Source organism: Pseudocitrobacter faecalis (assembly GCF_965231525.1).
Lineage (GTDB): Bacteria > Pseudomonadota > Gammaproteobacteria > Enterobacterales > Enterobacteriaceae > Pseudocitrobacter > Pseudocitrobacter faecalis.
In genome coordinates, this window is record NZ_CBDDNJ010000003.1 from 51,430 (window position 1) to 75,409 (window position 23,980).

The 23,980-nt window shown below is 52.0% G+C and carries 32 protein-coding genes; 26 read left to right on the forward strand and 6 right to left on the reverse strand.

The window, feature by feature from the left end:
• Nucleotides 1–22: 22 nt before the first annotated feature.
• Both ACOXYR_RS24025 and ACOXYR_RS24030 read right to left on the reverse strand, forming a co-directional pair.
• Nucleotides 23–658, reverse strand: a complete 636-nt coding sequence (locus tag ACOXYR_RS24025; protein ID WP_000074431.1) for an N-6 DNA methylase — start codon at nucleotides 656–658, stop codon at nucleotides 23–25.
• 91 nt (nucleotides 659–749) lie between these two features.
• Nucleotides 750–893, reverse strand: a complete 144-nt coding sequence (locus ACOXYR_RS24030) for a hypothetical protein (protein WP_000939033.1) — start codon at nucleotides 891–893, stop codon at nucleotides 750–752.
• Nucleotides 894–1,211: 318 nt separating this feature from the next.
• On the opposite strand from ACOXYR_RS24030, the gene ACOXYR_RS24035 reads away from it, so the two are divergent.
• The 11 genes from ACOXYR_RS24035 (at nucleotide 1,212) to ACOXYR_RS24085 (ending at nucleotide 7,570) form a co-directional block, all read left to right on the forward strand.
• Nucleotides 1,212–1,589, forward strand: a complete 378-nt coding sequence (locus ACOXYR_RS24035) for a hypothetical protein (protein WP_001125905.1) — start codon at nucleotides 1,212–1,214, stop codon at nucleotides 1,587–1,589.
• Entirely contained in the window at nucleotides 1,582–1,863 is a 282-nt protein-coding gene (locus ACOXYR_RS24040) for a hypothetical protein (protein ID WP_000044824.1), read from the forward strand. The genes ACOXYR_RS24035 and ACOXYR_RS24040 overlap by 8 nt, the downstream gene beginning before the upstream one ends.
• Entirely contained in the window at nucleotides 1,838–2,512 is a 675-nt protein-coding gene (locus tag ACOXYR_RS24045; protein WP_000344151.1) for a thymidylate kinase, read from the forward strand. Before ACOXYR_RS24040 ends, ACOXYR_RS24045 begins: the two co-directional genes overlap by 26 nt.
• Entirely contained in the window at nucleotides 2,505–3,011 is a 507-nt protein-coding gene (locus ACOXYR_RS24050) for a hypothetical protein (RefSeq protein ID WP_000566600.1), read from the forward strand. Before ACOXYR_RS24045 ends, ACOXYR_RS24050 begins: the two co-directional genes overlap by 8 nt.
• 5 nt (nucleotides 3,012–3,016) lie before the next feature.
• Nucleotides 3,017–3,328, forward strand: coding sequence for a hypothetical protein (locus ACOXYR_RS24055; protein ID WP_002210541.1), 312 nt, complete (start codon nucleotides 3,017–3,019; stop codon nucleotides 3,326–3,328).
• An 8-nt stretch (nucleotides 3,329–3,336) separates the two neighbouring features.
• The gene (locus ACOXYR_RS24060; RefSeq protein WP_000647189.1) at nucleotides 3,337–3,837 is read left to right on the forward strand and encodes a hypothetical protein; all 501 of its coding nucleotides are present in this window, start codon (nucleotides 3,337–3,339) and stop codon (nucleotides 3,835–3,837) included.
• A 3-nt stretch (nucleotides 3,838–3,840) separates the two neighbouring features.
• Nucleotides 3,841–5,268 carry a DNA cytosine methyltransferase gene (locus tag ACOXYR_RS24065; RefSeq protein ID WP_000936896.1) on the forward strand — a complete coding sequence of 476 codons (1,428 nt, stop codon included), beginning with the start codon at nucleotides 3,841–3,843 and terminating at the stop codon, nucleotides 5,266–5,268.
• Nucleotides 5,268–5,924, forward strand: a complete 657-nt coding sequence (locus ACOXYR_RS24070; RefSeq protein WP_000268551.1) for a hypothetical protein — start codon at nucleotides 5,268–5,270, stop codon at nucleotides 5,922–5,924. The genes ACOXYR_RS24065 and ACOXYR_RS24070 overlap by 1 nt, the downstream gene beginning before the upstream one ends.
• 205 nt (nucleotides 5,925–6,129) lie before the next feature.
• Nucleotides 6,130–6,348, forward strand: a complete 219-nt coding sequence (locus ACOXYR_RS24075) for a hypothetical protein (protein ID WP_000362482.1) — start codon at nucleotides 6,130–6,132, stop codon at nucleotides 6,346–6,348.
• 93 nt (nucleotides 6,349–6,441) lie between these two features.
• On the forward strand, nucleotides 6,442–7,059 hold the full coding sequence (locus ACOXYR_RS24080) for a hypothetical protein (protein ID WP_000464631.1): 618 nt from the start codon (nucleotides 6,442–6,444) through the stop codon (nucleotides 7,057–7,059).
• A gap of 232 nt (nucleotides 7,060–7,291) precedes the next feature.
• The gene (locus ACOXYR_RS24085; RefSeq protein WP_014386427.1) at nucleotides 7,292–7,570 is read left to right on the forward strand and encodes a hypothetical protein; all 279 of its coding nucleotides are present in this window, start codon (nucleotides 7,292–7,294) and stop codon (nucleotides 7,568–7,570) included.
• Nucleotides 7,571–7,661: 91 nt separating this feature from the next.
• Here the strand turns inward: ACOXYR_RS24085 and ACOXYR_RS24090 are convergent, their stop codons facing one another.
• Genes ACOXYR_RS24090 through ACOXYR_RS24105 form a run of 4 tightly spaced genes read right to left on the reverse strand, consistent with a single transcriptional unit; the run spans nucleotide 7,662 to nucleotide 11,189 of the window.
• A complete protein-coding gene (locus ACOXYR_RS24090; protein WP_000468105.1) occupies nucleotides 7,662–8,150 on the reverse strand; it encodes a hypothetical protein in 489 nt (162 codons plus the stop codon).
• A gap of 14 nt (nucleotides 8,151–8,164) precedes the next feature.
• Nucleotides 8,165–10,357, reverse strand: a complete 2,193-nt coding sequence (locus tag ACOXYR_RS24095) for a DNA topoisomerase III (protein WP_000366821.1) — start codon at nucleotides 10,355–10,357, stop codon at nucleotides 8,165–8,167.
• The gene (locus ACOXYR_RS24100) at nucleotides 10,357–10,590 is read right to left on the reverse strand and encodes a hypothetical protein (protein WP_001191892.1); all 234 of its coding nucleotides are present in this window, start codon (nucleotides 10,588–10,590) and stop codon (nucleotides 10,357–10,359) included. The genes ACOXYR_RS24095 and ACOXYR_RS24100 overlap by 1 nt, the downstream gene beginning before the upstream one ends.
• Entirely contained in the window at nucleotides 10,572–11,189 is a 618-nt protein-coding gene (locus ACOXYR_RS24105) for a hypothetical protein (RefSeq protein WP_001249396.1), read from the reverse strand. The genes ACOXYR_RS24100 and ACOXYR_RS24105 overlap by 19 nt, the downstream gene beginning before the upstream one ends.
• A 167-nt stretch (nucleotides 11,190–11,356) precedes the next feature.
• Here ACOXYR_RS24105 and mobH point away from each other — a divergent pair, with 167 nt between their 5' ends.
• The 15 genes from mobH (at nucleotide 11,357) to traA (ending at nucleotide 23,818) form a co-directional block, all read left to right on the forward strand.
• On the forward strand, nucleotides 11,357–14,335 hold the full coding sequence (gene mobH, locus ACOXYR_RS24110; protein ID WP_001337757.1) for a MobH family relaxase: 2,979 nt from the start codon (nucleotides 11,357–11,359) through the stop codon (nucleotides 14,333–14,335).
• A complete protein-coding gene (gene traD, locus ACOXYR_RS24115; protein WP_000178856.1) occupies nucleotides 14,332–16,197 on the forward strand; it encodes a conjugative transfer system coupling protein TraD in 1,866 nt (621 codons plus the stop codon). The genes mobH and traD overlap by 4 nt, the downstream gene beginning before the upstream one ends.
• Nucleotides 16,198–16,246: 49 nt before the next feature.
• On the forward strand, nucleotides 16,247–16,792 hold the full coding sequence (locus ACOXYR_RS24120; RefSeq protein ID WP_000228720.1) for a hypothetical protein: 546 nt from the start codon (nucleotides 16,247–16,249) through the stop codon (nucleotides 16,790–16,792).
• Nucleotides 16,749–17,378 (forward strand): IncC plasmid conjugative DNA transfer DtrJ family protein, encoded by a 630-nt coding sequence (locus tag ACOXYR_RS24125; RefSeq protein ID WP_000743450.1) that lies wholly within the window; start codon nucleotides 16,749–16,751, stop codon nucleotides 17,376–17,378. Before ACOXYR_RS24120 ends, ACOXYR_RS24125 begins: the two co-directional genes overlap by 44 nt.
• A 9-nt stretch (nucleotides 17,379–17,387) precedes the next feature.
• Nucleotides 17,388–17,834, forward strand: coding sequence for a hypothetical protein (locus tag ACOXYR_RS24130; RefSeq protein ID WP_000122506.1), 447 nt, complete (start codon nucleotides 17,388–17,390; stop codon nucleotides 17,832–17,834).
• A gap of 9 nt (nucleotides 17,835–17,843) precedes the next feature.
• Nucleotides 17,844–18,221 (forward strand): hypothetical protein, encoded by a 378-nt coding sequence (locus ACOXYR_RS24135; protein WP_000869261.1) that lies wholly within the window; start codon nucleotides 17,844–17,846, stop codon nucleotides 18,219–18,221.
• Nucleotides 18,221–18,883: a hypothetical protein gene (locus tag ACOXYR_RS24140; protein WP_001231463.1), complete on the forward strand. Its 663-nt coding sequence runs from the start codon at nucleotides 18,221–18,223 to the stop codon at nucleotides 18,881–18,883. The genes ACOXYR_RS24135 and ACOXYR_RS24140 overlap by 1 nt, the downstream gene beginning before the upstream one ends.
• A gap of 180 nt (nucleotides 18,884–19,063) precedes the next feature.
• Complete coding sequence (locus tag ACOXYR_RS24145) at nucleotides 19,064–19,207, forward strand: hypothetical protein (protein ID WP_001275801.1); 144 nt, start codon at nucleotides 19,064–19,066, stop codon at nucleotides 19,205–19,207.
• An 11-nt stretch (nucleotides 19,208–19,218) separates the two neighbouring features.
• A complete protein-coding gene (locus tag ACOXYR_RS24150) occupies nucleotides 19,219–19,584 on the forward strand; it encodes a hypothetical protein (protein ID WP_001052531.1) in 366 nt (121 codons plus the stop codon).
• Between the two features lie 144 nt (nucleotides 19,585–19,728).
• Nucleotides 19,729–20,010 (forward strand): type IV conjugative transfer system protein TraL, encoded by a 282-nt coding sequence (gene traL / locus ACOXYR_RS24155; RefSeq protein WP_000805625.1) that lies wholly within the window; start codon nucleotides 19,729–19,731, stop codon nucleotides 20,008–20,010.
• The gene (locus tag ACOXYR_RS24160) at nucleotides 20,007–20,633 is read left to right on the forward strand and encodes a TraE/TraK family type IV conjugative transfer system protein (protein ID WP_001049716.1); all 627 of its coding nucleotides are present in this window, start codon (nucleotides 20,007–20,009) and stop codon (nucleotides 20,631–20,633) included. Before traL ends, ACOXYR_RS24160 begins: the two co-directional genes overlap by 4 nt.
• Nucleotides 20,617–21,534 (forward strand): TraK domain-containing protein, encoded by a 918-nt coding sequence (locus tag ACOXYR_RS24165; protein WP_000794249.1) that lies wholly within the window; start codon nucleotides 20,617–20,619, stop codon nucleotides 21,532–21,534. Before ACOXYR_RS24160 ends, ACOXYR_RS24165 begins: the two co-directional genes overlap by 17 nt.
• Nucleotides 21,531–22,847, forward strand: a complete 1,317-nt coding sequence (locus tag ACOXYR_RS24170) for a TraB/VirB10 family protein (RefSeq protein WP_000595749.1) — start codon at nucleotides 21,531–21,533, stop codon at nucleotides 22,845–22,847. The genes ACOXYR_RS24165 and ACOXYR_RS24170 overlap by 4 nt, the downstream gene beginning before the upstream one ends.
• Nucleotides 22,844–23,422 carry a type IV conjugative transfer system lipoprotein TraV gene (gene traV, locus ACOXYR_RS24175; RefSeq protein ID WP_000793435.1) on the forward strand — a complete coding sequence of 193 codons (579 nt, stop codon included), beginning with the start codon at nucleotides 22,844–22,846 and terminating at the stop codon, nucleotides 23,420–23,422. Before ACOXYR_RS24170 ends, traV begins: the two co-directional genes overlap by 4 nt.
• A gap of 12 nt (nucleotides 23,423–23,434) precedes the next feature.
• Nucleotides 23,435–23,818 carry a TraA family conjugative transfer protein gene (gene traA / locus ACOXYR_RS24180; protein WP_000993344.1) on the forward strand — a complete coding sequence of 128 codons (384 nt, stop codon included), beginning with the start codon at nucleotides 23,435–23,437 and terminating at the stop codon, nucleotides 23,816–23,818.
• Nucleotides 23,819–23,980: the final 162 nt, after the last annotated feature.

Genomic DNA, 23,980 nt, shown 5'->3' on the forward strand with positions numbered 1-23,980 from the left:
ACCCGCCAATCGGCGGGTTTTTTTATGCTGCCACGGTAGCGGCGGTTGCTGGAGGTTTTTCGGCGTAGTAGGCGATGTTCTTGGTTCGTCTGCTAAGGGTGTCTATGCCGACGATACTCAGCGTTTTGGGAGTGGTATTGCGGGACTCGAAATAATGGAATAGCTGGATCATGCAGCACTTCACCATCAACGGATCGATGTCTTCCAGGTAGATTGAGGCTTCTCTCAATGCTTCGGGACCGTGGTTCTCGATCAGGTTTTCCATCCAGTGAATGGCGTTGATGCCAGAACCACAGCAGGGCTCATAAAAGTCTGCCGAAGACTGTGAGCCAACAATGAGTGACATCAAGCGGCCAATCTCTGGAGGAGTGGGGAAGTAATTGGTGCCCTTCTTGTGGAAGCCAGACATGCTTAGGACGTAACCCAAAACATCGCTGGTGGGGTCGCGCTTAATGGCGGCAGACAGGACGTGAGAGAGCTCGAAGGCGACCGGCTGAAGTTCTTCCGGGATCTCCTCCTTGGCTGGGTATAGGCCAGTCTGCAAGTATGCCCACTGGTCAATAAAGGCCTCAACAAACCGAGATGTGCCCATTCTGTATCGGGACTGCTCGATGAGAGATAAAGCCTTGGATGTAAGTTGCTGTGTTTCTGGTGACATAAGCGCTCCAGTTTGTTCTGACGAAACATTCAAGAGGTAGAAACGAAGAACCCCGCCGAAGCGAGGTTCTTTGCTTTCCTGCCTGATCGCCTTAATGCCGAAGCAAAGACGTCTTGATAAAGTCGGGGCAACCGGACATTTCCCGGTCGATGAAGTCCTGACGTTTCGCCAGCGGCCATTTCATGAACGCCGCGAGCGGGATGCGCTTATTCGTGTTAGTATTGCCTTGCAGCATAACAAAGCTCCTTAATTGCTTGATTGTGTTGTAAGGGCTGCAACGAAGGTCGAAGAGCGATGCGGCCCTTATTTATGATTATTACAGCATCATAAAATAATATCAAGGGACAATAAAACGATACCAAGAAACAAAACTTTCACATGTGAAAGTCTCCCCGCTGTCCACCTCGCACACTCCAAACGCCCAAATAACTTGTCTATCTGCCCAAAATGGGCGCGTAAGCGTCCGATAGAAAGTAATTGTTAGTGAGATATTGACTACACGGAATATGGCTATATCATAGAATCATAAAATGATACTGTAAAAGTGATATGTATGCCAAAGCAAGCAAATCATCTCCGTTTGAAGAAACCTTGCGCCAACTGTCCATTCCGGAAGGAGGGCGCTATCGAGCTGGTCCCTGGGCGATTAGAAGGCATCATCAACGACATCGTTGAAAACGACATGACGACGTTTCATTGCCACAAGACCGTGCATTCAAAGTCAGGTGGTGAATGGGATGAAGAGGGTAACTATGCACCTTCGGGACAAGAGTCGATGTGTGCCGGTGCTGCGGCTTACTTGATGAAAATAGGCAGGCCGACAGTGGCTATGCGAATTGCCTTTGCGTTTGGTGATGCAAAGGTGTCCGACTGGGACGAAGCTCAAGAGCTGGTTGTCGAGCCTTTGGTACAAGGGGACCGAAATGAGTAAGCGATATGCGGTAGTGCCGCATCCGAAACTGAAACGAGAGTACAAAGGTCGGCTGGTCAGAACTACTCGGGTACTAAAAAACGGCTGGGGGGTGATCCCTCTAGGGGCTGTGGCAACGGTCACGCATCAGTCTCCCAAGGGATCAGAACTGACCTTTGAACCATGCGACTGCTGCGGCCTGAAAGCCATTATCAGTCATGTAAGCATGGACTCCATTGAATTTATCGAACCGATTACTGAGGAAGAAGATGGACGAGAACAAGCTCAACATTGAAACGGTCGATGGGCACAACGAGCTGGTAGTCAGCTTTTTGTCCAGAATGGTAAGCCTGAGTGACGAGGAAAAGCAGACAGTATTGTCCTGCCTTCCGGGCACCGGCAAACAAACAATCACCCAGCTCTATGAGGCGCTGCGTTCTCAAGGGCACCAGGATCTTGCAGAGAAGGTCGAACCATACCTCCAGCAGGGGGTGTTTGGGCCGATCTTCGATAACGCCAAGTCCAAGGTGTTCGTTCGGGACGAAGCGCCTTTTTTCCTCATGGATGAAAATCCTTTGAACTGGGATGACGCTAAAGCATTCAATCGCCTACGTATGAGTACGACCTGTGTTCTTGGCCGTGGCGGCTGGACTATCGGTGAGCGCTTTGATGACCGCTTTGATACCGAGGTGGGCGGAACACAGCTTATCGTCACCCAGTCACTCAACGAAAAAGGTGAGATTGAAGGAGGACTTCCTACCTCGATGTCGCTGAATGACTTTGCTGAGTTCCCTAAACAGCCAAGGCCTCCTCAAATAGTCGATTACCAGGAAGACAAGCGATACACGCTTGAGGAAGCGGAAGCTATCCCTGAGCTCGCACCAGTGGTTCAGCGTCTGAAAGAGCGCATCGAAGAGTATGAGGAGAGAAGAGCCCATGATTGACATGACATGCCGCCTCTGTGCTGGTTCCGGTGTTTATGACTTTTCCCCTTCCAAAGAAACCTGCGGTATGTGCCAAGGGCATGGGAAATTTGCTGACGCCAAAGCAATGCTGGTGGCTGCCATCGAGCTGGCAAAGAAGCAACGCGAGCCGGTCATTGAAGTGGTAATGGGGTTGGTGCTCCAGGGTGTGGATGTTAGAGGGAAGGAGCCTGGAGAGCGGTTCAAGGCTGCTCAGGCCTTTAACGCCCCAGGGCACAACCTATTACGATACGGGTGGGATGCTTGGGAGCTCTATGCCCTCCATGAGGGTGTAAGTCCAGAACTTGCATCGCTTGGCCGAAGTGTGATGCGCGAGTGGCATAGCCATTCATGGGGCCGGTTCAGTGGAGAGGTAGGCTTTAACGCCGCCGAGATCATGATCAAACAGGCCAAAGACAACCCAGAAAAAGCAGAAGAGCGCTGGGCGTTCCTGCTTAGTGAAGAATGGATGGTGGAGTAATTGTCGTGACAGAACAAACCAATAAGAAATTGATGCTGGATGAGTCTCCAGATATGCCCCTGCAATTCAAGTGGAGAAAGTTTGGTGGTGCGATTTTTACTGCCACGCAAACAATGGAGCACGTCAAGGAAGGACGTAAGCTCGGGCCGACTCCAGCAGGGATGCTACCTCAAGAAGTGTGGCTGAACCGCCTGATCGCTATGGAAGAAACCCTGCCACGAGGGAAGTTTTTTGACAGATTCCGCCGCCGCGACAAAAACGAGCAGTATGACTTGGCCGCCGATCATCTCCGTCTTGTCGGACAGAAAAAGCGATAGGGGGATAGATGAAAGCCCAGGCATACCCACCATCAGTCATTCGTAAAGGCGCTGTGTTGTACGCAGCCCTTTATTACATCTCTGATGATGATAAAGCAAAGGTCGAGGTTACAGAGTGGATAGTTCGCTCTATTCAGAAACGACGCAACTCAACCAGCGATCAACGCTATGTCAATCTTGCCCAAAAGTTAGATGGGATTACGTGGGGGAAAAGGTCACGGAAGAATGGGGACTTTGGTTGGTTGCCATCTATACCGAGCTGGTGTTTGAAGCAGTTCCGGGAAGGTGGCGAATTGCCTTTTGGCGTTTATACGACGCGACTGGCCGCTCTCAAGTTTGCGAAAGTCAGCTTGCAGGAAGAGGTCCAATATTGCGAGGCCGAGCTGAAAAAGCCTCAGACAGAAGAGGATACTCAGGAACTCCAAGAGGAGCTGGCGGAGAACCAGAGACTTCTGAAAGCTGCTGGAGCAATGGTGAAGCGCGAGCAAAACAAGAAGAAAAGAGGTTGACCAATGTTACCGATCGTCTCCCCCTCCGTAGTAACCAAACAACTTGCGTTCAATCGAGTAGGCGATAAACGCAAGGTTAGGGTTTCGTCCAACTTTTTGGATGTTATGGGGTTCAAGCCAGGTATGGGCATCGCCGTTGAGCCAGGGGAGGGGATGGGCGGTTTTTCGGTGATCCCAGCGACCGATGAACTACAGACACACCAGGTTTATCAGCGCCGGTATCAACCAAAGAGTCGCTCCAACAACCCGCTGGAAACCGTTATTGAGTTTTCTGGACAAGGGCTCATAGATAAGTGCTTCCCTCGCTATACAGAGCGTTTCCACGTCGAAATGCGAAAAGGCCGAGTAGTCTTCACTCCTGTCGCAAACAGAGCCTTTGCCATTGCGGATCGGTTCAGAAAAACCAGCCCTTTCCGTGCCTTTGTGGCATTGACTGGCGGGGTAGACATTCATGTTATGGAAGCGCTTGGCTGGAAGGCTGAGATTGTTTTGGAGCATCGTCCAGTTGAAGCCAGAGACAGAGCATCCGGGCGGAACCTGAGTGAAGTACATGCGCTCAATACGCTGGTGAACAGCTCCCCGCGTATCCTGCTGAATGAAGACATTCATCACCTGGAGCTGGATCGCCTTGGAGCCTTGCTGGCGGAGTGCCCACCAATTGGTTTGGCCCATTACTCGTTGGGGTGTGATGACCACTCAAACGCCAAAAGTCCAAGGGACAAAGAGCGTTCTCTTGAGGATCTCTCCACCATGCTCGACATGGTTTACCCGGCACTAAAACAGATCGAGGTCGTGAACCCTGCCGTCGTGCTGGTGGAAAACGTCCCGAACTTCAAAGCATCCGGAGCCGGGGCGATGATGGGAACGACACTGCGGCGGATGGGGTACTTCCTCACTGAGATGGTCTTGAACGGTCTGGATTTCGGCGCTTACCAGGGGCGAGAACGCTATTACATGGTGGCGTCGGTCTTCCCTGGGTTCGTTCCACCGAAACCTGAGCAGAGAGCTGGTGGACGATTGTGGCCGGTGATCGAGAAGCACCTCGGGGATTGTGCTGACGTCACAGTGTTGAAGTCAATTCAGGCCAGAGAGTCAACTTCTCGCAGGATGCCTGCGTTCTTGACGAGAGAAAGCACCAGTTGCCCGACCATCCTCAAGTCTCAGGATCGTGGGGTAAAGGATGCAGTGTACATCCAAGACGGTGGCCGCATTTACAAGCCATCGGTCGATCTGGTTCAGGAGTTGATGTCGATACCTGATAGCTTTGATGTTTCGTGGATGGCAAAAGAACAAGCGACAGAAACGCTTGGGCAGAGTGTGGATTACAGATTGCATTCAGCGGTCATGGCCGCAGTTCGGGATCACCTGAATGTGAATTGCGGTCGCCATACCGTGGTGCAGCACGGTATCAGAAGTAAGGAAGGTAGATAATGGCAGTCATTTACTACGGCGAGGGAACCCATGACGCCGGTTTCGTCGGGTTCCGTGTCGCACGAACAGTTGGGGTGGCGGATGATTACCGGCAGGAATACTTCTCCTTGAGAGAGTATTCCTACGCAACAGCTCACCGGCTGGCCTACAGCTTGGACCGAAAGTGGGAAGCTGAGGCAGAAGAGGTGAAGCGTCAGAATAAGACTTGTAAGCGGCGACGCAACTCCGGGCCAAACATCATTGCTGAGGGGCTGAGGGCTTATATCAGCATTGAGAACCGGAGCCGGATGGGGGTGAAGAGAACCTACTTCGCGCCTTGTTTTCTCGTCACAAAGCCAGGCTACGGCAATGGGGATATTGCTTTCAGGATTTCCACTCATGGCTACGCAGAAGCCTACGAAAAGGCGGTGGAAAAATATTGTGAGATCCATGATTTGACGGATGAGCAGTATGTTGAGTTGCTTGACCGTATGCCGAGTACAGAGGTGTTCACTGGATACCTGCTGAATGCTCTTTTAATGCGCGGCCATCGCGCTACAAAAGCTGAAATACTGAGTAAGCTGGGGGCTGAGAAGAATGAAGAGGACATTGCCAATGGCAAAGGGAAAAGCGGCCAGAACAGAGTGCGTTGCCCAGAGTATCGGTGGGCGCAATAACAGCGCCACCAGCTTTTGGGACCGTATTTTAACAGTTGAGGAGACGGCCACACTCATTGGCGTCAGGATCTCTGAGCTCAAAGACGCGGTGCGCTATCAGAAACTCCTGAAAGGGAAGGCAGCTCCAGAAGTACATTCGGTATCAGGAACTGGGAAACTGTTTTTTGATGGGCGATCCATTAAATCGTTCATAGAGGACTAACCGGTGGATCTGGATCAAAAGCAAGAACCGTGGATCAGCGTCAACGACAAGATGCCGGTCGTCGGTGTGCCTGTTCATTGCCAGCTTAAAGGATGTTGGTCGGGCAAAATTGTTGAGTACGACTTGATCCATGTTCAGGAAGATGATTGTTCGTGGCGAACGGCGGACGACAACTCGGAAGTCAGCTATGACTTCGATGTCATCACCTGGAGACCTATTTAGGTTTGGGAGTCTTGCATTATCCGGCGGTTATTGCCGTGAAAATACGGATGTTCAAACCATGTTTTATAGCAACACCTCCTTGGGGGCGGAATTATGTTTTTTGATAACAAAGTAGAATCTCACTCGCTCGTAATGGGAGCCAGCGGGAAGGGTAAATCGGTCTTGTCCGAACAAGTGCGGAAAAATGCGAGGCTGCGCGGTGATCTGCTGGTGGATACTGAAATGTACCGTGAAGGTCGAGGGTTGAAACCATACGAGCATGAGTACGCTCGTCGCTTAGTTCTGGGGCTAAGTGGACCGTTGCCGCGTGAACTGCGTGGGAAGCCGGTGACGGTTATCTCTGATGTGTCCAGGCCAAAAAAGGTAAAGCGTCAGCCAAAGCAATTTGTTAAGACCGTGAATGGCGTAACCCTTGAACGCCAATTGGTGGCCGATGCAAGAGATCAGTTGGAAATGCAAACAGGCGTCTGGCTCAAACAACCACAGCTCATCGAGCTGATGGAAGAGTCGGGCATAGACGAAACTCTGGCCGATTTTGGTGAGGCTGAAACACAGATCCGAGAAATGCTGGCGGATGCGTTGGCGATGAAACTGGTAGGACGCTCATGGCCCAAGTGTGGAGCCCTCTATAACGCGGCAGAAAAGTCCGACGTTAACTTCTCCTCCGAGCTTGATGCTGCGGCCAAAAAAGCTGGATACATGGTTCGCTAAATGGGATTTGGTGTGGACAAGATAGATCGGCAAAGTTGGCTCGTTAAATTCAGGCGAGCGAAGTGTCAGGACACTTTAGACACGATGAGGGATGCGGCCATTCGCAACTATGAAGGGAATATTCGTGTTATCGCGGATATTGTATTGGCCCATGAGGCGAGAGAGACAGAAATTGAAAAAGGGATGTTTTGTCGAATAGTTAGATAGTCTGATGGGCTATCAGGTGGTGATTATGAAAAAGAGAATACTTCATCTGCCCGTAAAAAAGATTTACTTCGATCAGATCAAATCTGGAGAAAAACCAGATGAATATCGCCTCGTTACAGACTACTGGATAAAAAGACTAGAGGGGCGCGAGTATGATGAAGTCCATGTTAAGTGTGGCTACCCAAAGGCTGGAGATATGTCCAGGATAGAGATTCGCCCTTGGCGTGGCTTCTCAAGGAGTGTTATAACGCACCCGCACTTTGGAGATTGTCCGGTTGAAGTATTCGCTATCCATGTGAATTGAATGGTGTATGACAACTGTGCTTGGTAGGAAAATCAGGTATCAAAAGAAATTGGGTTATTAAAAATTAGGGGCCATCGGCCCCTTAATTGTTTTAGTCTGTGAACATTGAACAATCGAGGTGGGATAGTGCTTGTTCGTAGCTGTCTTTGTTGTTCGTCTTACGTAGTTCCACCAGCTCAACAATCACTGGACTTAAAGCCAGAGATTGAGGCTCCCAGACGCGCTTGCATTTGACCGCCATGTTGGCATTTACGTCTGTAACAACGTAGAGAAACTCAGGCGCTTCTTTCAATGTCCCCAGGCCCTTTGCCATATCCACAGCCTCAGAGTTCTTATAGCTTCGAGTAAAGCTCAGCTCGTCTTGGGGAATGTAGCTGGCAGTCGCCGCAGCCAAACCTGACACCATGCCTTTACCTGCGCTTTTTGCAATGGCCGAGCTGGTAGCTAAAGTTGGCATTACGGCCTGCCCCATTTGGCTGGCGGATGCCGCCGCCAAGCCTGAGGCGATGTTCTTCCCTGCATCTTCGGCAGTGGCTGAGCTGGTGGTGAGCATCGCAGTTAAAATGATTGTTCCAAACATACTTAATTCCTCTATCAATCCATAAAGTCCGACTTTTTGAAGGGCATAGTGCCTTTGCAATCGGGATAGGCGGTGCAGCCCCAGAACTTAGAAGCTCGCTTCTTGCCGGGCGCTTTTCCTTTCCTGAGACGCATCGGGCTACCGCAATCTGGGCAGTCTGGACAATCCTCAGCCGCGATACGCTTCTCGGGTTTCCCTCGGTTGTCTGGGAACGTCTTCTTGCAAGCCTCGTTCTGGCAGCCCCAGAAAAATCCGTTCTTCCCTTTGATCCGGTGCATCTCTCCACCGCAGTTGAAGCATTCGTGTGAAGGCGGCTTAGCGCCCTCGAAGGCTTTAGCCATCGCGCCACCTTCTTTGGTCAGAACCGGTGCGGCCACTTTGAGCTGCTCAACCATTTGGCAGATCCAGGTGGAAATCTGCTTCATGAAGACAGACATATTCCCGGAGCCGGAGGCGACTTTCTCAAGCTCCTGCTCCCAAGCCGCAGTCATGCCGGGTGATTTGATGGCTGGTGGAAGCACTGCGATAAGCGCATGAGCCTTATCAGTTGCAAGCAGTACCTTTTTCTGACGTTTGAAGTAGCCTTTATCAACAGCGCCCTGGATGATGCTTGCGCGTGTTGCTGGAGTGCCTAAACCGGCTGTGTCTTTGAGAATTTGCTTGAACTTCTCCTCAGTCACGAACCGGGCAATGTTCTCCATCGCGGCAAGCAATGTGGCTTCGGTGAAGTGCGGTGCTGGCCGCGTCATTTTGTTTGCCAGCTCGGCACCATTAAGCAAAGCGGGTTCGCCCTGGCTAACCCTGGGGAGCTTCTCTTGTTCAACCGGCGCGTCGGTGTCTTCCCCCTCGTCCTTGGGACTGCTTTCACTATCAGAAGCAAACAAAACCTTCCAGCCTTGTTTGGCAGGTGTCTTACCAGAGGCCGCAAAGAGGTGACGCCCACACTGCACCTCGATGGAGGTTTTGGTGAACTCGAACTCGCTGTAGAACTGCGCGATGTAGAAACGACGGATGGCGTCGTAAAGATTGAACTCGATCTCAGACATGGCACTGATGTCTGTTCTGGCCGGTGTTGGAATGATCGCGTGGTGCGCGGTCACTTTGGCGTCATTGAATACCCTGGCCTTGCGATGAGGATCTGCGCCAGCCACCAGCCCAGAGACGTTCTGATCGGACAAAATGAGCGCCTGGAGAATGTCCGGAATGTCTTCCTTTTGGCTCTCGGGTAGATAACGACTATCAGTACGAGGGTAGGTGGTCGCTTTGTGCGTCTCGTACAGAGCTTGAGCTGCATCCAGTACCTGCTGAGCGGTGTATCCCCATCGTTTGCTTGCGTATTGTTGCAGCGACGTTAGATCGAAGGGGAGGGGGGCTGACTCTTTACCTGGTTTGGTTTCTGCTTTGCTGATAACAGCATTGGCACCATTGACCTGGGAGGCTACCTGCTCGGCATAGGCCTTATTGACGCACCGGCCTTGCTCGTCACTGCACTCTTCTGGTGGTATCCATTGGGCGGCAAACTGTCCATTCTGTACGGACACGTTCACACCCAGAGTCCAGTATGGTGAGGGGGTGAAACCGGCGATCTCTCGGTCCCGTTGACAAACAAGAGCGACGGTTGGGGTGATAACCCTGCCAACGTGAAGAGTGTGGTTGAAGCCGACATCTCGGGCCAGCACTGTGTAGAGGCGGCTCACGTTCATGCCTACCAACCAGTCAGCGCGTTGCCGTGCCAATGCGGCGTAGTAGAGTGAGACCGTATCCTTGCCATCCTTTACGTTGTTCAGCGCTTTCTTGATGCTTGACTCATCGAGAGCCGTCAAACAAACCCGGCGAATAGGGCCAGAGTAGCGGAATCGATCCAGAAGCGAACGGGCGATAGCCTCACCTTCTCGGTCGTAGTCCGTTGAGATGTAGATGGTGCTCGCCTTTTTGACCAGTCCCTCAACAATTTTGTACTGTTTGAACGCACTCTTGCGAACGTTGTACCGCCATGACTCTGGTGCAATAGGGAGGGTCTCCAGTGACCATGACTTGTAGCGTTCGTCATAATCGTCTGGCATATACAATTCCAGCAGGTGGCCGAACGCCCACGTAATAACGCGGTTTCCTCCATCATGGAGAAATCCATCACCTCGTTGGGAGGCCTTCATTACGCCAGCCAAATCTTTGGCCTGAGAAGGCTTCTCGCAGATATAAAGGTCCATTAAGCAGCTCCTCTCATCTTTGATTCCAGATTCGCCAGCTCAGCCCAGCTTTGGGCCAGACCTTTGACTTCGGGGTAGTCTCTGGAGAGGTTTTCGAGGACTCCAGAAATGACATAGGCCGCTTCGCGGGAATTACCCCTCGAACCGGCCTCCTGGAGCATGATTGATAAAGCGTCGAAGAGCTCAGCCTTACGGCTTGGCTCTGTCTGGTTTCTTATTTCAGAGCTTTGCATGGGTTCACCACTGAATAGGGACGCACGGACTCGCGCACAATGCGGCGATCTGCGTCAGTTACAGCCTGGCTGGTGCAAAAGTGCGTCCAGGCATTCAGATAATCTTGATAGGTGTGGGTAGGTGGTATGCAGCCGGTTACAACATCCTTGGGGATGTTTGTAGTCCCCTCGGCTTCCACAAAGCGCCAATCGTGCTCGTCCATACCTTTGCCGCCATCGCAATAGCGTTCCCAGCGTGACAACTCGTACAGCGAGTAGCCTTTGCCTTTATTCATGGACTTGAAGGTATTGATGGCTTCGTTCACATCCCCGTGCTGCTTGATCCCTGCTGGAGTTTTATCTGAACCAGCGGAGTCATCTTTGACCTTGTTCATCGTTGCGCTGACATTACCGTCGCCCAGCACATGGATATAACCAGGTTGACGTAATGCAGCACCACCGCGCCCCATGTTGTCCCATGCCATCGACAGTTCCCGGCTAACTCGGGCAGGTTTGTCATTTTCGGCAGGGGCAGTCTGGGGCTGAGGCTTTTGCTCGGGGGCGTTAGAGGCACACCCGGCCAGAATTGCCACTCCCAGAATTGCTATCAGTTGTCTCATCGTGTCGTTCCTCATCAAAAATTGTCGATGAGCCCATTCTAAAAGGGGGGGGATGGAAAGCTGGTTTCTCAAACTGCCCAAATTGGACAGATAGGCGTGTGTGCGATCTAAAGGTGTTTTGAGAGCATGTAGCGACGAGAAATACGATAGGAATATGGTCAACCTACATGCTGAAAGCCCTTAACAAGTTATTTGGTGGGCGAAGTGGAGTGATCGAGACCGCGCCGAGCGCCAGAGTGTTGCCGCTTAAAGACGTGGAAGATGAAGAAATCCCTCGATACCCACCTTTTGCCAAGGGCCTGCCAGTGGCCCCACTAGACAAGATACTGGCAACCCAAGCTGAACTGATTGAGAAAGTGCGGAACTCTCTCGGTTTCACTGTGGACGACTTCAACCGGCTTGTTTTGCCGGTGATCCAGCGGTATGCCGCGTTTGTTCACCTGTTGCCAGCTTCCGAATCACACCACCACCGTGGCGCTGGTGGTCTGTTCCGACATGGGCTTGAAGTGGCCTTCTGGGCAGCTCAGGCATCTGAGTCAGTTATCTTTTCCATCGAGGGGACGCCTCGGGAACGCCGTGACAATGAGCCGCGTTGGAGACTGGCGAGCTGTTTCTCTGGGCTGCTGCATGATGTGGGTAAACCGCTCTCGGATGTGTCCATTACGGACAAAGACGGGTCAATCACATGGAACCCGTATTCGGAGTCACTTCATGACTGGGCACACCGTCACGAAATCGACCGTTACTTTATCCGGTGGCGCGACAAGCGACACAAAAGACATGAGCAATTCTCGCTGCTGGCGGTGGATCGAATTATTCCGGCTGAGACTCGGGAGTTTCTGTCCAAGTCTGGCCCGTCCATCATGGAAGCGATGCTGGAAGCTATCTCAGGAACCAGCGTCAATCAGCCTGTGACCAAGCTGATGCTTCGCGCTGACCAAGAGAGCGTCTCACGGGACCTTCGCCAGAGTCGTCTCGATGTGGACGAGTTCTCCTATGGTGTGCCCGTCGAGCGTTACGTGTTCGATGCCATCCGCCGCCTGGTTAAAACCGGAAAATGGAAGGTCAATGAGCCAGGCGCGAAAGTCTGGCACCTCAACCAAGGTGTATTCATTGCCTGGAAACAGCTTGGGGACCTTTATGACTTGATCAGCCACGACAAGATCCCCGGTATCCCACGAGACCCTGACACACTGGCCGACATTCTCATCGAACGTGGTTTTGCTGTACCAAACACGGTGCAGGAGAAGGGTGAACGTGCGTACTACCGCTACTGGGAAGTTTTGCCTGAGATGCTCCAGGAGGCGGCGGGTTCGGTGAAGATCTTGATGCTCCGACTCGAATCAAACGACCTGGTGTTTACGACTGAGCCTCCTGCGGCTGTTGCTGCGGAAGTTGTTGGTGATGTTGAGGACGCTGAGATTGAGTTCGTTGATCCTGAGGAAGCCGATGACGGTGACGACCAAGAGGAAGGTGAAGCAGCTCTGAACGATGACATGTTGGCCGCAGAGCAGGAAGCAGAGAAAGCTCTAGCTGGCCTTGGCTTTGGTGATGCGATGGAGATGCTGAAAAGCACCTCCGATGCTGTCGAGGAGAAGCCAGAGCAAAAAGATGCGGGACCAACGGAATCATCTAAGCCTGACGCTGGCAAGAAGGGTAAGCCGCAGAGCAAACCGGGCAAAGCAAAACCGAAGAGTGATACGGAGAAACAACCCCATAAACCAGAGGCAAAAGAGGATCTGTCCCCTCAGGACATTGCCAAAAACGCACCACCTTTGGCAAACGACAATCCGTTACAAGCACTCAAGGATGTTGGGGGTGGACTGGGGGACATCGACTTCCCGTTTGACGCATTCAACGCATCGGCAGAGACAACCAGCACTGACGCAACAAACTCAGAAATCCCAGATGTGGCAATGCCCGGAAAGCAAGAGGAGCAGCCAAAACAGGACTTCGTTCCACAAGAACAAAACTCCCTGCAGGGCGATGACTTTCCAATGTTCGGTGGTTCTGATGAACCGCCATCATGGGCGATTGAGCCGCTCCCTATGCTGACTGACGCACCAGAACAACCAACGCACACGCCAGAAATGCCGCATACGGACAACGTTAATCAGCATGAGAAGGACGCAAAGACCTTGCTCGTTGAGATGTTGTCTGGATACGGGGAAGCATCGGCGTTGCTTGAACAAGCGATCATGCCTGTTTTGGAAGGTAAAACGACGCTGGGCGAAGTCCTATGCCTGATGAAGGGGCAAGCCGTCATTTTGTACCCGGATGGCGCTCGGTCGCTGGGTGCGCCGTCAGAGGTTCTCTCGAAGCTGTCCCACGCCAACGCGATTGTTCCGGACCCGATTATGCCAGGTCGCAAAGTTCGTGATTTCAGCGGAGTGAAGGCAATTGTACTGGCGGAGCAGCTTTCAGATGCAGTCGTGGCGGCCATTAAGGATGCCGAGGCGTCAATGGGTGGATACCAGGATGCCTTTGAGCTCGTCTCTCCCCCTGGCTTGGATGCAAGCAAAAATAAGTCTGCACCGAAACAACAAAGCCGAAAAAAGGCGCAGCAGCAGAAGCCTGAGGTTAATGCCGGTAAAGCCTCGCCTGAACAAAAGGCGAAAGGTAAGGACTCCCAGCCACAGCCGAAGGAGAAGAAGGTCGATGTTACTTCTCCGGTTGAAGAGCAACAGCGCAAGCCGGTCCAAGAAAAACAGAACGTGGCTCGCCTTCCTAAGCGGGAGGCTCAACCGGTGGCTCCTGAGCCCAAAGTTGAGCGTGAGAAGGAATTGGGACACGTCGAGGTGCGAGAAAGGGAAGATCCAGAGGTTAGGGAGTTTGAGCCGCCTAAGGCGAAAACAAACCCGAAAGACATCAACGCGGAAGATTTCTTGCCGTCTGGTGTTACGCCTCAGAAAGCACTCCAGATGCTCAAGGACATGATCCAAAAACGCTCGGGCCGATGGCTCGTGACACCTGTCCTGGAAGAGGATGGCTGCTTAGTAACCAGTGACAAAGCCTTCGACATGATTGCCGGTGAAAACATCGGCATCAGCAAACACATCCTCTGCGGGATGCTGAGCCGGGCACAGAGACGCCCTTTGCTCAAGAAACGTCAGGGAAAATTGTATTTAGAGGTAAATGAAACATGACAATGAGTTATGACCCGCTCGCCTACGAGATGCCGTGGCGGCCCAACTATGAAAAAAATGCTGTAGCAGGCTGGCTTGCCGCCTCCGGCGCGGCTTTGGCCGTAGAGCAAGTCAGCACGATGCCGCCGGAGCCATTCTATTGGATGACGGGGATCTGTGGCGTGATGGCGATGGCTCGTTTGCCCAAGGCTATCAAACTTCACCTGCTCCAAAAGCATTTGAAGGGGCGTGATCTGGAGTTTATTTCCATTGCGGAGCTCCAAAAGTACATCAAGGACACGCCGGACGATATGTGGCTTGGTAGTGGGTTCCTGTGGGAAAACCGCCATGCCCAGCGCGTGTTTGAGATCCTGAAACGCGACTGGACTTCCATCGTAGGGAGAGAGTCCACGGTCAAAAAGGTTGTCCGGAAGATACAGGGTAAGAAAAAGGAGCTGCCAATCGGCCAGCCCTGGATTCACGGGGTAGAGCCCAAAGAAGAGAAGCTGATGCAGCCACTCAAGCACACTGAGGGGCATTCGCTGATCGTTGGGACCACCGGCTCGGGCAAGACCCGTATGTTCGACATCCTGATTTCACAGGCCATTCTGCGTGGGGAAGCCGTGATCATCATAGACCCGAAAGGGGATAAGGAGATGCGGGACAATGCCCGACGTGCCTGTGAAGCTATGGGGCAGCCGGAAAGATTCGTCTCATTTCATCCAGCATTCCCGGAAGAGTCGGTGCGTATCGACCCTCTGCGTAACTTCACCCGCGTGACTGAAATCGCAAGTCGTTTGGCAGCGTTGATCCCGTCCGAAGCAGGGGCCGACCCGTTCAAATCATTTGGATGGCAGGCACTGAACAACATCGCTCAGGGCTTGGTCATCACTCATGATCGTCCCAACCTGACAAAGCTCCGCCGATTCCTTGAAGGTGGCGCTGCTGGCTTGGTCATCAAGGCCGTTCAGGCTTACTCAGAGCGAGTTATGCCCGACTGGGAGGCAGAAGCAGCGGCTTACTTGGAAAAAGCCAAAAACGGTTCGCGTGAGAAGATCGCTTTCGCGTTGATGAAGTTCTACTACGACATCATCCAACCTGAGCACCCGAACTCTGACCTGGAAGGCTTGCTGTCGATGTTCCAGCACGACCAAACCCACTTCTCCAAGATGGTGGCGAACCTCCTGCCGATCATGAATATGCTGACGTCCGGGGAGCTAGGCCCTCTGCTGTCTCCAGACTCATCTGATCTGAGCGACGAACGCCAGATCACCGATTCCGCAAAAATCATCAACAACGCTCAAGTTGCTTATCTGGGGCTCGACTCCCTGACCGACAACATGGTTGGTAGTGCTATGGGGTCCATCTTCCTGTCAGACCTGACAGCGGTTGCCGGTGACAGATACAACTACGGCGTCAACAACAGACCCGTAAATATCTTTGTTGATGAGGCTGCCGAGGTGATCAACGACCCGTTCATCCAGCTCCTGAACAAAGGTCGCGGTGCGAAACTTCGTCTTTTCGTTGCAACTCAGACTTTTGCTGACTTCGCAGCTCGACTGGGTAGCAAAGACAAAGCGCTCCAGGTGTTGGGGAACATCAACAACACGTTTGCTCTGCGTATCGTCGATGGTGAAACCCAGGAGTATATCGCGGATAACCTGCCGAAGACCCGGCTCAAGTACGTCATGCGGACTCAAGGCCAGAACTCGGATGGCAAGGAGCCCATTATGCACGGAGGCAACCAAGGCGAGCGTTTGATGGAGGAGGAAGCTGATCTGTTCCCAGCCCAGTTATTGGGAATGCTTCCGAACCTGGAATACATAGCCAAAATTTCAGGCGGAACAATCGTAAAAGGCCGTCTGCCCATATTGACCCAGTAAGAGCAGAGCTATGTGTGACAAGAAGTATAGAGATTACGAGGTAGCCATCATGGTCGATGTGAACCCTTTCGACAGGGTTATGAATGAATTGAAAAGTCGTGGCCGCAAGAACGCTCACATCCTGAGCATCCTCCAATTCGACTGGCCTGCATCGGAGGCCATCATCGAGAAGCTGAGCTGCTACATCACAGACGGGATTAAGGCTAATCAGGAGCCTGTGATTTACCCGATCATTGAAGAAGCTCTGCATCGCTACAGCCAGCTCGTGTTTCATGAGCAGAGAGAGAAATATGAAGACCCGGCCAGAATTGGGGCATTTCTGGAAACCCTGATCACCGAAACCTGCCGGGCGTTGGAAGTGCAAATTGTCGATAGTGGCGGTGATTCATGGTCTGTCGATTCAGGAGAGTCGTTCTCACTGTGGCTTTCTTCCCATCCAGGAGAACTATCCATTAACCCGCAGCCCCATGAGGATGAGACCTCTTTGCGTGGCTTGCTGTATGAGCTCATCACCTGTGAGAGCGTGAAAACTGTTTTAAGGAGAACCGACTATGAAGAAGCCGTGGTTGCTGGTCGCATGGCTGCTGGTTATTGAGTTGCTGGCAATATTGCTGCTGATCCCTGGCGACTGGACAGACAGAGCCATCAAAAGGGAATCCGTGCTGGTGGAACAGAGTCTTGGTGTCGAAGCAAGAGACTGGATACAGAACAAAGCATCTACCTGGTTCAGGTCGAGCGTTATTGATTCAGGCTTCTATGAGGGGATGTACCAAACGCTGATCCCATCAGAAGAGGAGCGCCAGAAGTCCAAGGGGATGCAGGATATGGGCAAGGGCTGGTTTGTGTGGGTCAAAGGCCGCATGGAAGCCTTTGTCAACGTCATTTACCAGTTCTACACACGGTTGGCGCTGTTAGCCGCGTGGGCTCCCTATATGCTGATCCTGTTCGTACCTGCGGTATATGACGGGATGATGACATGGCGAATTAAGCGGACCAACTTCGATTATGCGAGTCCGGTTCTCCATCGTTATAGCGTTCGCGGAACGATGTACCTGATGGCCGGATTGTTCATCGCGTTCTTCATCCCCATAGCGCTCGATCCGGTTGTCATCCCGATGACAATGATGACGTGCTGTGTCCTGGTTGGCCTGACGTTCGGCAACCTCCAGAAACGGGTATAGGGAGGGAGGATGAGCTACTCCGTTATAAATCAAGATGGGGTGCATCTGTGCGACATCCCATTGAACGTCTACCAGGTGATACGTCGCCAATCCTTGTCTGCGTTGTGGCTTTACTGGGCGCAGAGCTTGAATTTGGTGAAGGTGCTCATTGCTTGCGTCGGAAAGATGATCTTTGTGATGCCGGTAATGTGGTTCTGGGTGCTGGTGGTGTGCCGCTTGGTTGAACCAGAACGTATCTCAGACGTGCCAGGACTTATCTCTCCGGACGTGATCGGGTGGGCCGCTGGTGCGGCCATCACCCTCATTATCTATTCCGTTTTTACACGCCCAGCTTTGTACGGATACCACAACTTTTTCAAGCAGCATATTTGCTCAAGAGTAAAGCAAGTAACGCCGGAACTCAGAACAGTCACTGGGCCACTGTTCTTTTACCGAAACGAAATTGGAACGATATAGAGAGGAACCATGAAAGTAACCAATAAACTCAAACTGCTGGCACTGGGGCTGTGTATGGCCGGTACTGCCATCGCGGCTCCTGATGTGCTCAATGACGACGCAAAGCTCAAGAACCTTGAGAAGGTGTGTCCCGACTGTAAGATGGTGGCAAAAGATGTACTCAATCTGCGGGTTGAAAACTGCCAGCTCAAAGACACTTCCAGTGCAATGATGATTGGCACCATGCAAAATGACCCTATGTTTTCGTTTATGCTGGCAGTACACACAGCGGCAGGCTCGGAGGCATACAAAACGGTAGTTGGTGCCGCTGGCAACCATGTTGACTGTGAAAACCCGTTGAACTGGATCAAGCTGACCCAGCAAGCGATTAAAGGAGGCAAAGTCTAATGCGTAAGAGAGATTTCTTTTTTGGAGAGGTGTATGAGGGGGGTGCAGGAGCCACTCTACGACTGAGTGATATGGAACCATTGGCAAGAAAAGTGTCGGCAGAGTTCTTCACTGCACAACTGAACCGTATGCTGAAAGAGCATGACGGTCAGTTGACGCTCAGCGATGGAACGTCGTACCCCAGCTTTTGGAGCTTCATCGACAAGGTTGTTCCAGAGCAGGTTGGTTTCGTGGAGATCTACGCTCGGCAGGATGTTAACGATAATGTTGAAGCGACACTGGCGTGTGACATCGTTTTGGTAAATGGTGTGATCACCGTTAAACCTCACTGGTGTGCTTACAAAGACATCAGGGCTGACGAAGTGATTTCCACCTTACTGGTGCCTTTGCATTTGAAGGCTCTCCAGGGTAAGGCTTACATTCGCTGGGATGATGGTGAAACCGAACCTCTGTTACAAAACGACGACTATCAGGCTGAACTTGAAAATGTGTTTAGTGTTTCCAAGTACCCATCAGCCATGAGCTGGGGCGATACAGCAGACCAGAAGGTTAAGCAGTACAAGATGGACCTTGAGTGCGCCACAGATGTTGGTTGTCGAGGTGTCTCATCAGAGCAAGCATGGGATGCTTATCGAGAACTCCGTTACAATAGAACAGTGTGAAACAAGCGGCCATTGGCCGCTTTGAACTTTCACATGTGAAAGTTTTTCGCCTCCCGCTCTTATCATCTCCTCGAATAAACCTCCATAAAGTGCCCAAAATGGGCCGTAACAGCACTGTTCCTAGATTGATCAATTAAGAGACGATTACTCCGTGATGACGACAAGTTATTTGGAGGGTCTATGTCCGCACAAGCTCACGTCAGAGAAAGCGAAAGCTCATCTGGTTCATTCATCTCCTGGCAGTTCCTTGTCTGGCAGGTGATGTTCGTTATAGGTGTTGTTGCAGGGATGAACCTGGAACACGCATTCAATTTTCTAGGTTAATGGGAGGAAGTGTGAACCTTAATAAACAATTTTTCTGGTTTTTGATGAACGCGGTGCTGATGTGCATCTTCATCGTTCCAGTGGCCGTCGCGTTTTGGCTGTCTGCTTTTGCGGCAGGTTTTGACTGGAGTCAGTGGGTTAAGTTGGCTGCTGATACGGCCAACAGAGCTGCAAGTGACCCGGCCAAGGCTCTGGGCACGGTTCAGACCTACTGGGGCATTCTCAGCTTCTTCCTGCTGGCGGCGTACAGTCTGATGTTCAAGTTTAAAGCCAATGCTAACAAGGAAGTGAAAACTCTGGGGGTGGCCCGACCAGCCAATGAAGTTAGCGTTGCGGCTTCGGAAAAACATTCGGAAGCGGTTCCTCAAAATCAATAACCGATCCAGTAAACGCAAAAAAGGCGGCTTAGGCCGCCTTTTTTTATTTGTCGCTGGAAGTGCCCGAAAAGGGCGCGAAGCCGTGGCAGAAAATCAGTGACCCTGAATGAGAATACAGGCCACTAGGAAAAGAAGAGGGTTGCTATGAAGCCTGTAAAGATACCGCGCCGGGTCGATGAGCCCCCGCATCTGCTGTTGTGGAGCGCAGATGAGTTGGCCCCGATGCTTTTGGGGCTAACGATAGGGGTCATCATCGGTAAGGCCCTGATCTGCTTTCTGGGGGGGTTACTTGTAACCAACCTTTATCGCCGATTCAGGGATAACCATCCGGATGGATACCTGCTCCACATGATCTACTGGGCCGGGTTCATCATGACCAAGGCCAAATCTCTCAAGAATCCGTTTGTCCGGAGGTATTTGCCTTGAACCTGAAAAAGTATCTCAAGACCTGGGAAGGGACCCAAACAGAAAATAAGTGGGGACGAATCTTCCAGGGTGGTCTTATTGCTATCGTTTTCCTGCTGGTGGTCCAAGTATTCAGCAAGGAAACCATCGTCACTATCCAGCCTTTCACGCTCACGGAAGAAGCCTGGGTGACGAAAAATAACGCCTCTCAGTCCTATAAAGAGGCTTGGGGTTTCGCTTTTGCTCAGCTCCTTGGCAATGTGACGCCAGGAACCGTTGACTTTGTGAAAGAACGGATCACCCCGCTTCTCTCCCCGAGCATCTATCAGGACGTGATTGATGCCATCGAAATTCAAGCTCAACAGATCAAGAACGACCGCGTAACCATGCGGTTTGAGCCGCGTTTTGTTGAGTACGAGCCCAAGAGCGACAAGGTGTTTGTCTACGGATATTCCTACGTCAAAGGGGCTTCTTCTAACGAAGAGCGTAGCGAACGCTCCTACGAGTTCGCCATCAAGATTTCAAACTACGCGCCCGTGCTGGACTACATCGACACCTATGTAGGAAAGCCACGCACCAAAACTGTTTTGGAGCAACTCCAGCGCAAAGAAGAAAACCGGAGAAAGCATGAAGAACAACGCTAAACTTTCGCTCCTGGCGCTGTCCTTGGCGCTTGGAACTTCAATGGCCTATGCCTCGGATGACATTCCTGTTGTCCCGGCCAGTGTTATGAAAAAGGATGTTCCTGCCCCTGTGACGTCAGGACAAAGCTCCCATGAGGTTGTGGGCAGCATGAATGAAAACCCCTTACTGACGATGAAGCCGGGGGTTAACCAGATCATCCCGATAGCCGTTGGTCATCCGAACCGAATCGTCACGCCTTTCAGCAATCCTGAGATCGTTTCAACATCTCTGACCGGGGCGACGGATAACGGCCAGTGTGGTGAGGTCTGCATCAAAGAGAATGTGGTCTATGTCGCCACGGATAAGCAGTATCCGGTGACTATGTTCATTACTGAAAAAGGCTCGGAAGCCCAAGCTCTCAGCCTGACGATGGTTCCCCGTCGTATTCCGCCCAGAGAAGTCTTTCTCAAGCTCGATGGTGGTGTAGGTATCACTGGTGCTTTTGCCAATACCAAGGCTGAGACCTGGGAACAGAGCCAGCCTTATGTCGAAACCATCCGGTCAGTATTCCGAAAGATTGCTCTTGGTGAAGTCCCTCAAGGTTACACGTTGAACCGCATCCCTGCTGGTGCTGCGGTGCCGAGCTGCGCTCATCCTGGGGTAAAGGTGGATTTTAGCAAGGGGCAATACATGATGGGCCACCACCTTAACGTGTTCATCGGTGTCGCCCTGAACGTCTCTGATCAGCCTATTGAGTTCAAAGAGGCGTTGTGTGGGAGCTGGGATGTGGCTGCGGTGACTACGTGGCCGCTTAACGTGCTTGAGCCCGGCCAGAAGACGGAGATCTATGTGGCGAAGAAGCAGAAGCGTGGTCTCGCACCAACGTCTAAGCGTCCATCGCTGCTGGGAGGTGCCCAATGATTAAGCGATTTTGGACACAGTTAGACCCCAACAAGAAGCGTTGGGTGTCTATCGCTGGCGGCGTCTTCGTTCTTTTTGCGGTCGTGACAATGTTCTCTGGTGAACCCAAGAAAGAAGAGAAGCGCGGTCGCCAAGAAACCATCAAGCACGTTCTCACAGACAAAAACACCCGTGAGATCGGGATAGATTCGTTGTCTGCCGATGTGAAGATGGTGTCTCGTGAAAACTCCGACCTGAAAAAGGAGCTGGAACGAGTCAAGAAAGAGCTGGAGGAAACCAAAACCACTGCCGGGAAATCCAGTGATGTTGGCCGTGAGATGACCCGCCTTCGTCAAGATTTGGACCGCCTGACCCAGAAGAACATGGAATTGGCTAAGAAAGTCGAAACCGGCGCTGCTGGTGGAAAAACATCCTCTTCATCAGAGGATGCCAGAGCCGATGTTAATGGTGCATCTGGTGGTGATGGTCAGTTCATGGAGAAAAAGCTCGACTACAAAGATCCAGCATCCTTTTTTCGGGACGCACCGCTTCCTGACTCGAAGGGTGGGGCTCCTGCAACTGGCAAGGGAGACGGTCGTGATGCAACTAAACCAGGCATCCAAATAGTGAGCTACTCGCAGAAAGCGCCAGAAGTTGAAGAGAAGGACAACAAGGATGATGAGTCTATCTACCTACCTTCTGGCTCCATCCTGACAGGGGTGCTCATCAACGGTATGGACGCACCAACATCTCAAGGTGCTCGTCGAGATCCGTTCCCTTCGACCCTCAGGATTCAGAAAGAGGCTATTTTGCCTAACCGCTTCCGTGCGGATGTTCGTGAGTGCTTCCTGATTGTTTCAGGCTATGGAGATCTCAGTTCAGAGCGAGCGTACCTGCGTGGCGAGACCTTCTCGTGCGTTCGGGATGATGGGGGGGTCATAGAAGCGAAGCTGGATTCCTATGCAGTGGGTGAAGACGGTAAGGCCGGTGTCCGTGGTCGCGTCGTATCGAAGCAGGGGCAAATCATCGCCAAGAGCTTGATGGCAGGCTTCCTTGGTGGCGTTTCCGAAGCCTTTGACGTCAATCCTGTGCCGGTCGTCAGCACTAACCCTGGCTCAAATACCCAGTACCAGTCTGTGTTCTCCGACCAGATGTTGCAGGGAGCAGCAGTGAAGGGGGCCAGTAAGGCGCTAGATCGCATCGCTCAGTTCTATATCGACATGGCCGAAGGCATCTTCCCCGTTATCGAGGTCGATGCTGGCCGTCAGGTAGACATCATCGTGACCAAAGGAACCAAGCTACAAATTCGTTCCACCGGGGGAACCAAGAAATGAAAAATTTGAACATTTTGACCAGAAAGGGCAGTTCCAGAGGCGAGGCTCAAAAGGAACAGGCAGTAAGATCCGCAAAGATGTTGGGGGTGGGTGCAGCGCTACTTATTTTGTCGGGCTGTTCGACGTTCAACATCGGCAAGGATGAGTATAGCTGTCCGGGAATGCCGAATGGTGTTCAGTGTATGTCAGCGCGAGACGTTTACGCCGCAACCAATGACGGAAATGTCCCGCGCCCAATGAAACCAGAGGAAGTCGAGGCCAAAGCGGAAGCGGATGGCGAAGGTTCCTCAAACGTTTCAGCGAACTCATCTAGCTCCGGAGACCCGGTGATTGACAACTATGTCGCACCGCGTCTTCCGGATCGCCCGATTCCAATTCGTACACCAGCACAGGTTATGCGGATTTGGGTAGCTCCCTGGGAGGACACCAATGGTGATCTCATCGTGACAGGGTATGTCTATACCGAAATCGAACCGCGCAGGTGGGTGATTGGGGATGGCACACCGCAAAGTGAGCCAGTTTTGAGACCGCTGCAAACGGTACAACACGAACCGAAGTCTGAAACAACCAAATAGGAGATGTTCTTGATGAACGCAAATCAGTTGGCGAATGCCTCAAGTAAAAACAACGCACTCTTCCTCTTCCTGGGGTTGATGGTGGTAGCCTTCCTGCTCGTGCCGGATCAGGCCCACGCTGGTACTGGTGGTACAGCGTTTGACGACGTATGGGTAACTCTCAAGGATTGGACCCAAGGTACTTTGGGTCGAATCGTTGCGGGTGCGATGATCCTGGTCGGTGTTGTTGGTGGTATCGCTCGCCAGAGCCTCATGGCTTTCGCTATGGGTATCGGTGGCGGTATGGGCCTGTACAACTCCCCGACCGTAGTGGAATCCATCATGTCTGCTACTCTGGAACATGCAGAGAAGGTCATCCCGGCTGTTGTGCAACTCAGCAATGGCCTGGGGGTGTAAAAGACACCTTGCCGTTAATCAACGGGTGATAGGGGCAGCCTAAAAGCTGCCCTTATTTTTTGGCAAAAAGTCCAGTCATAACAAATTCCAACTATTTCCTTATTTGCTCAAAAAGGGCACTTCCACAGCCCATGTTTATGCACTCCCTCCCGTAACCTCCAG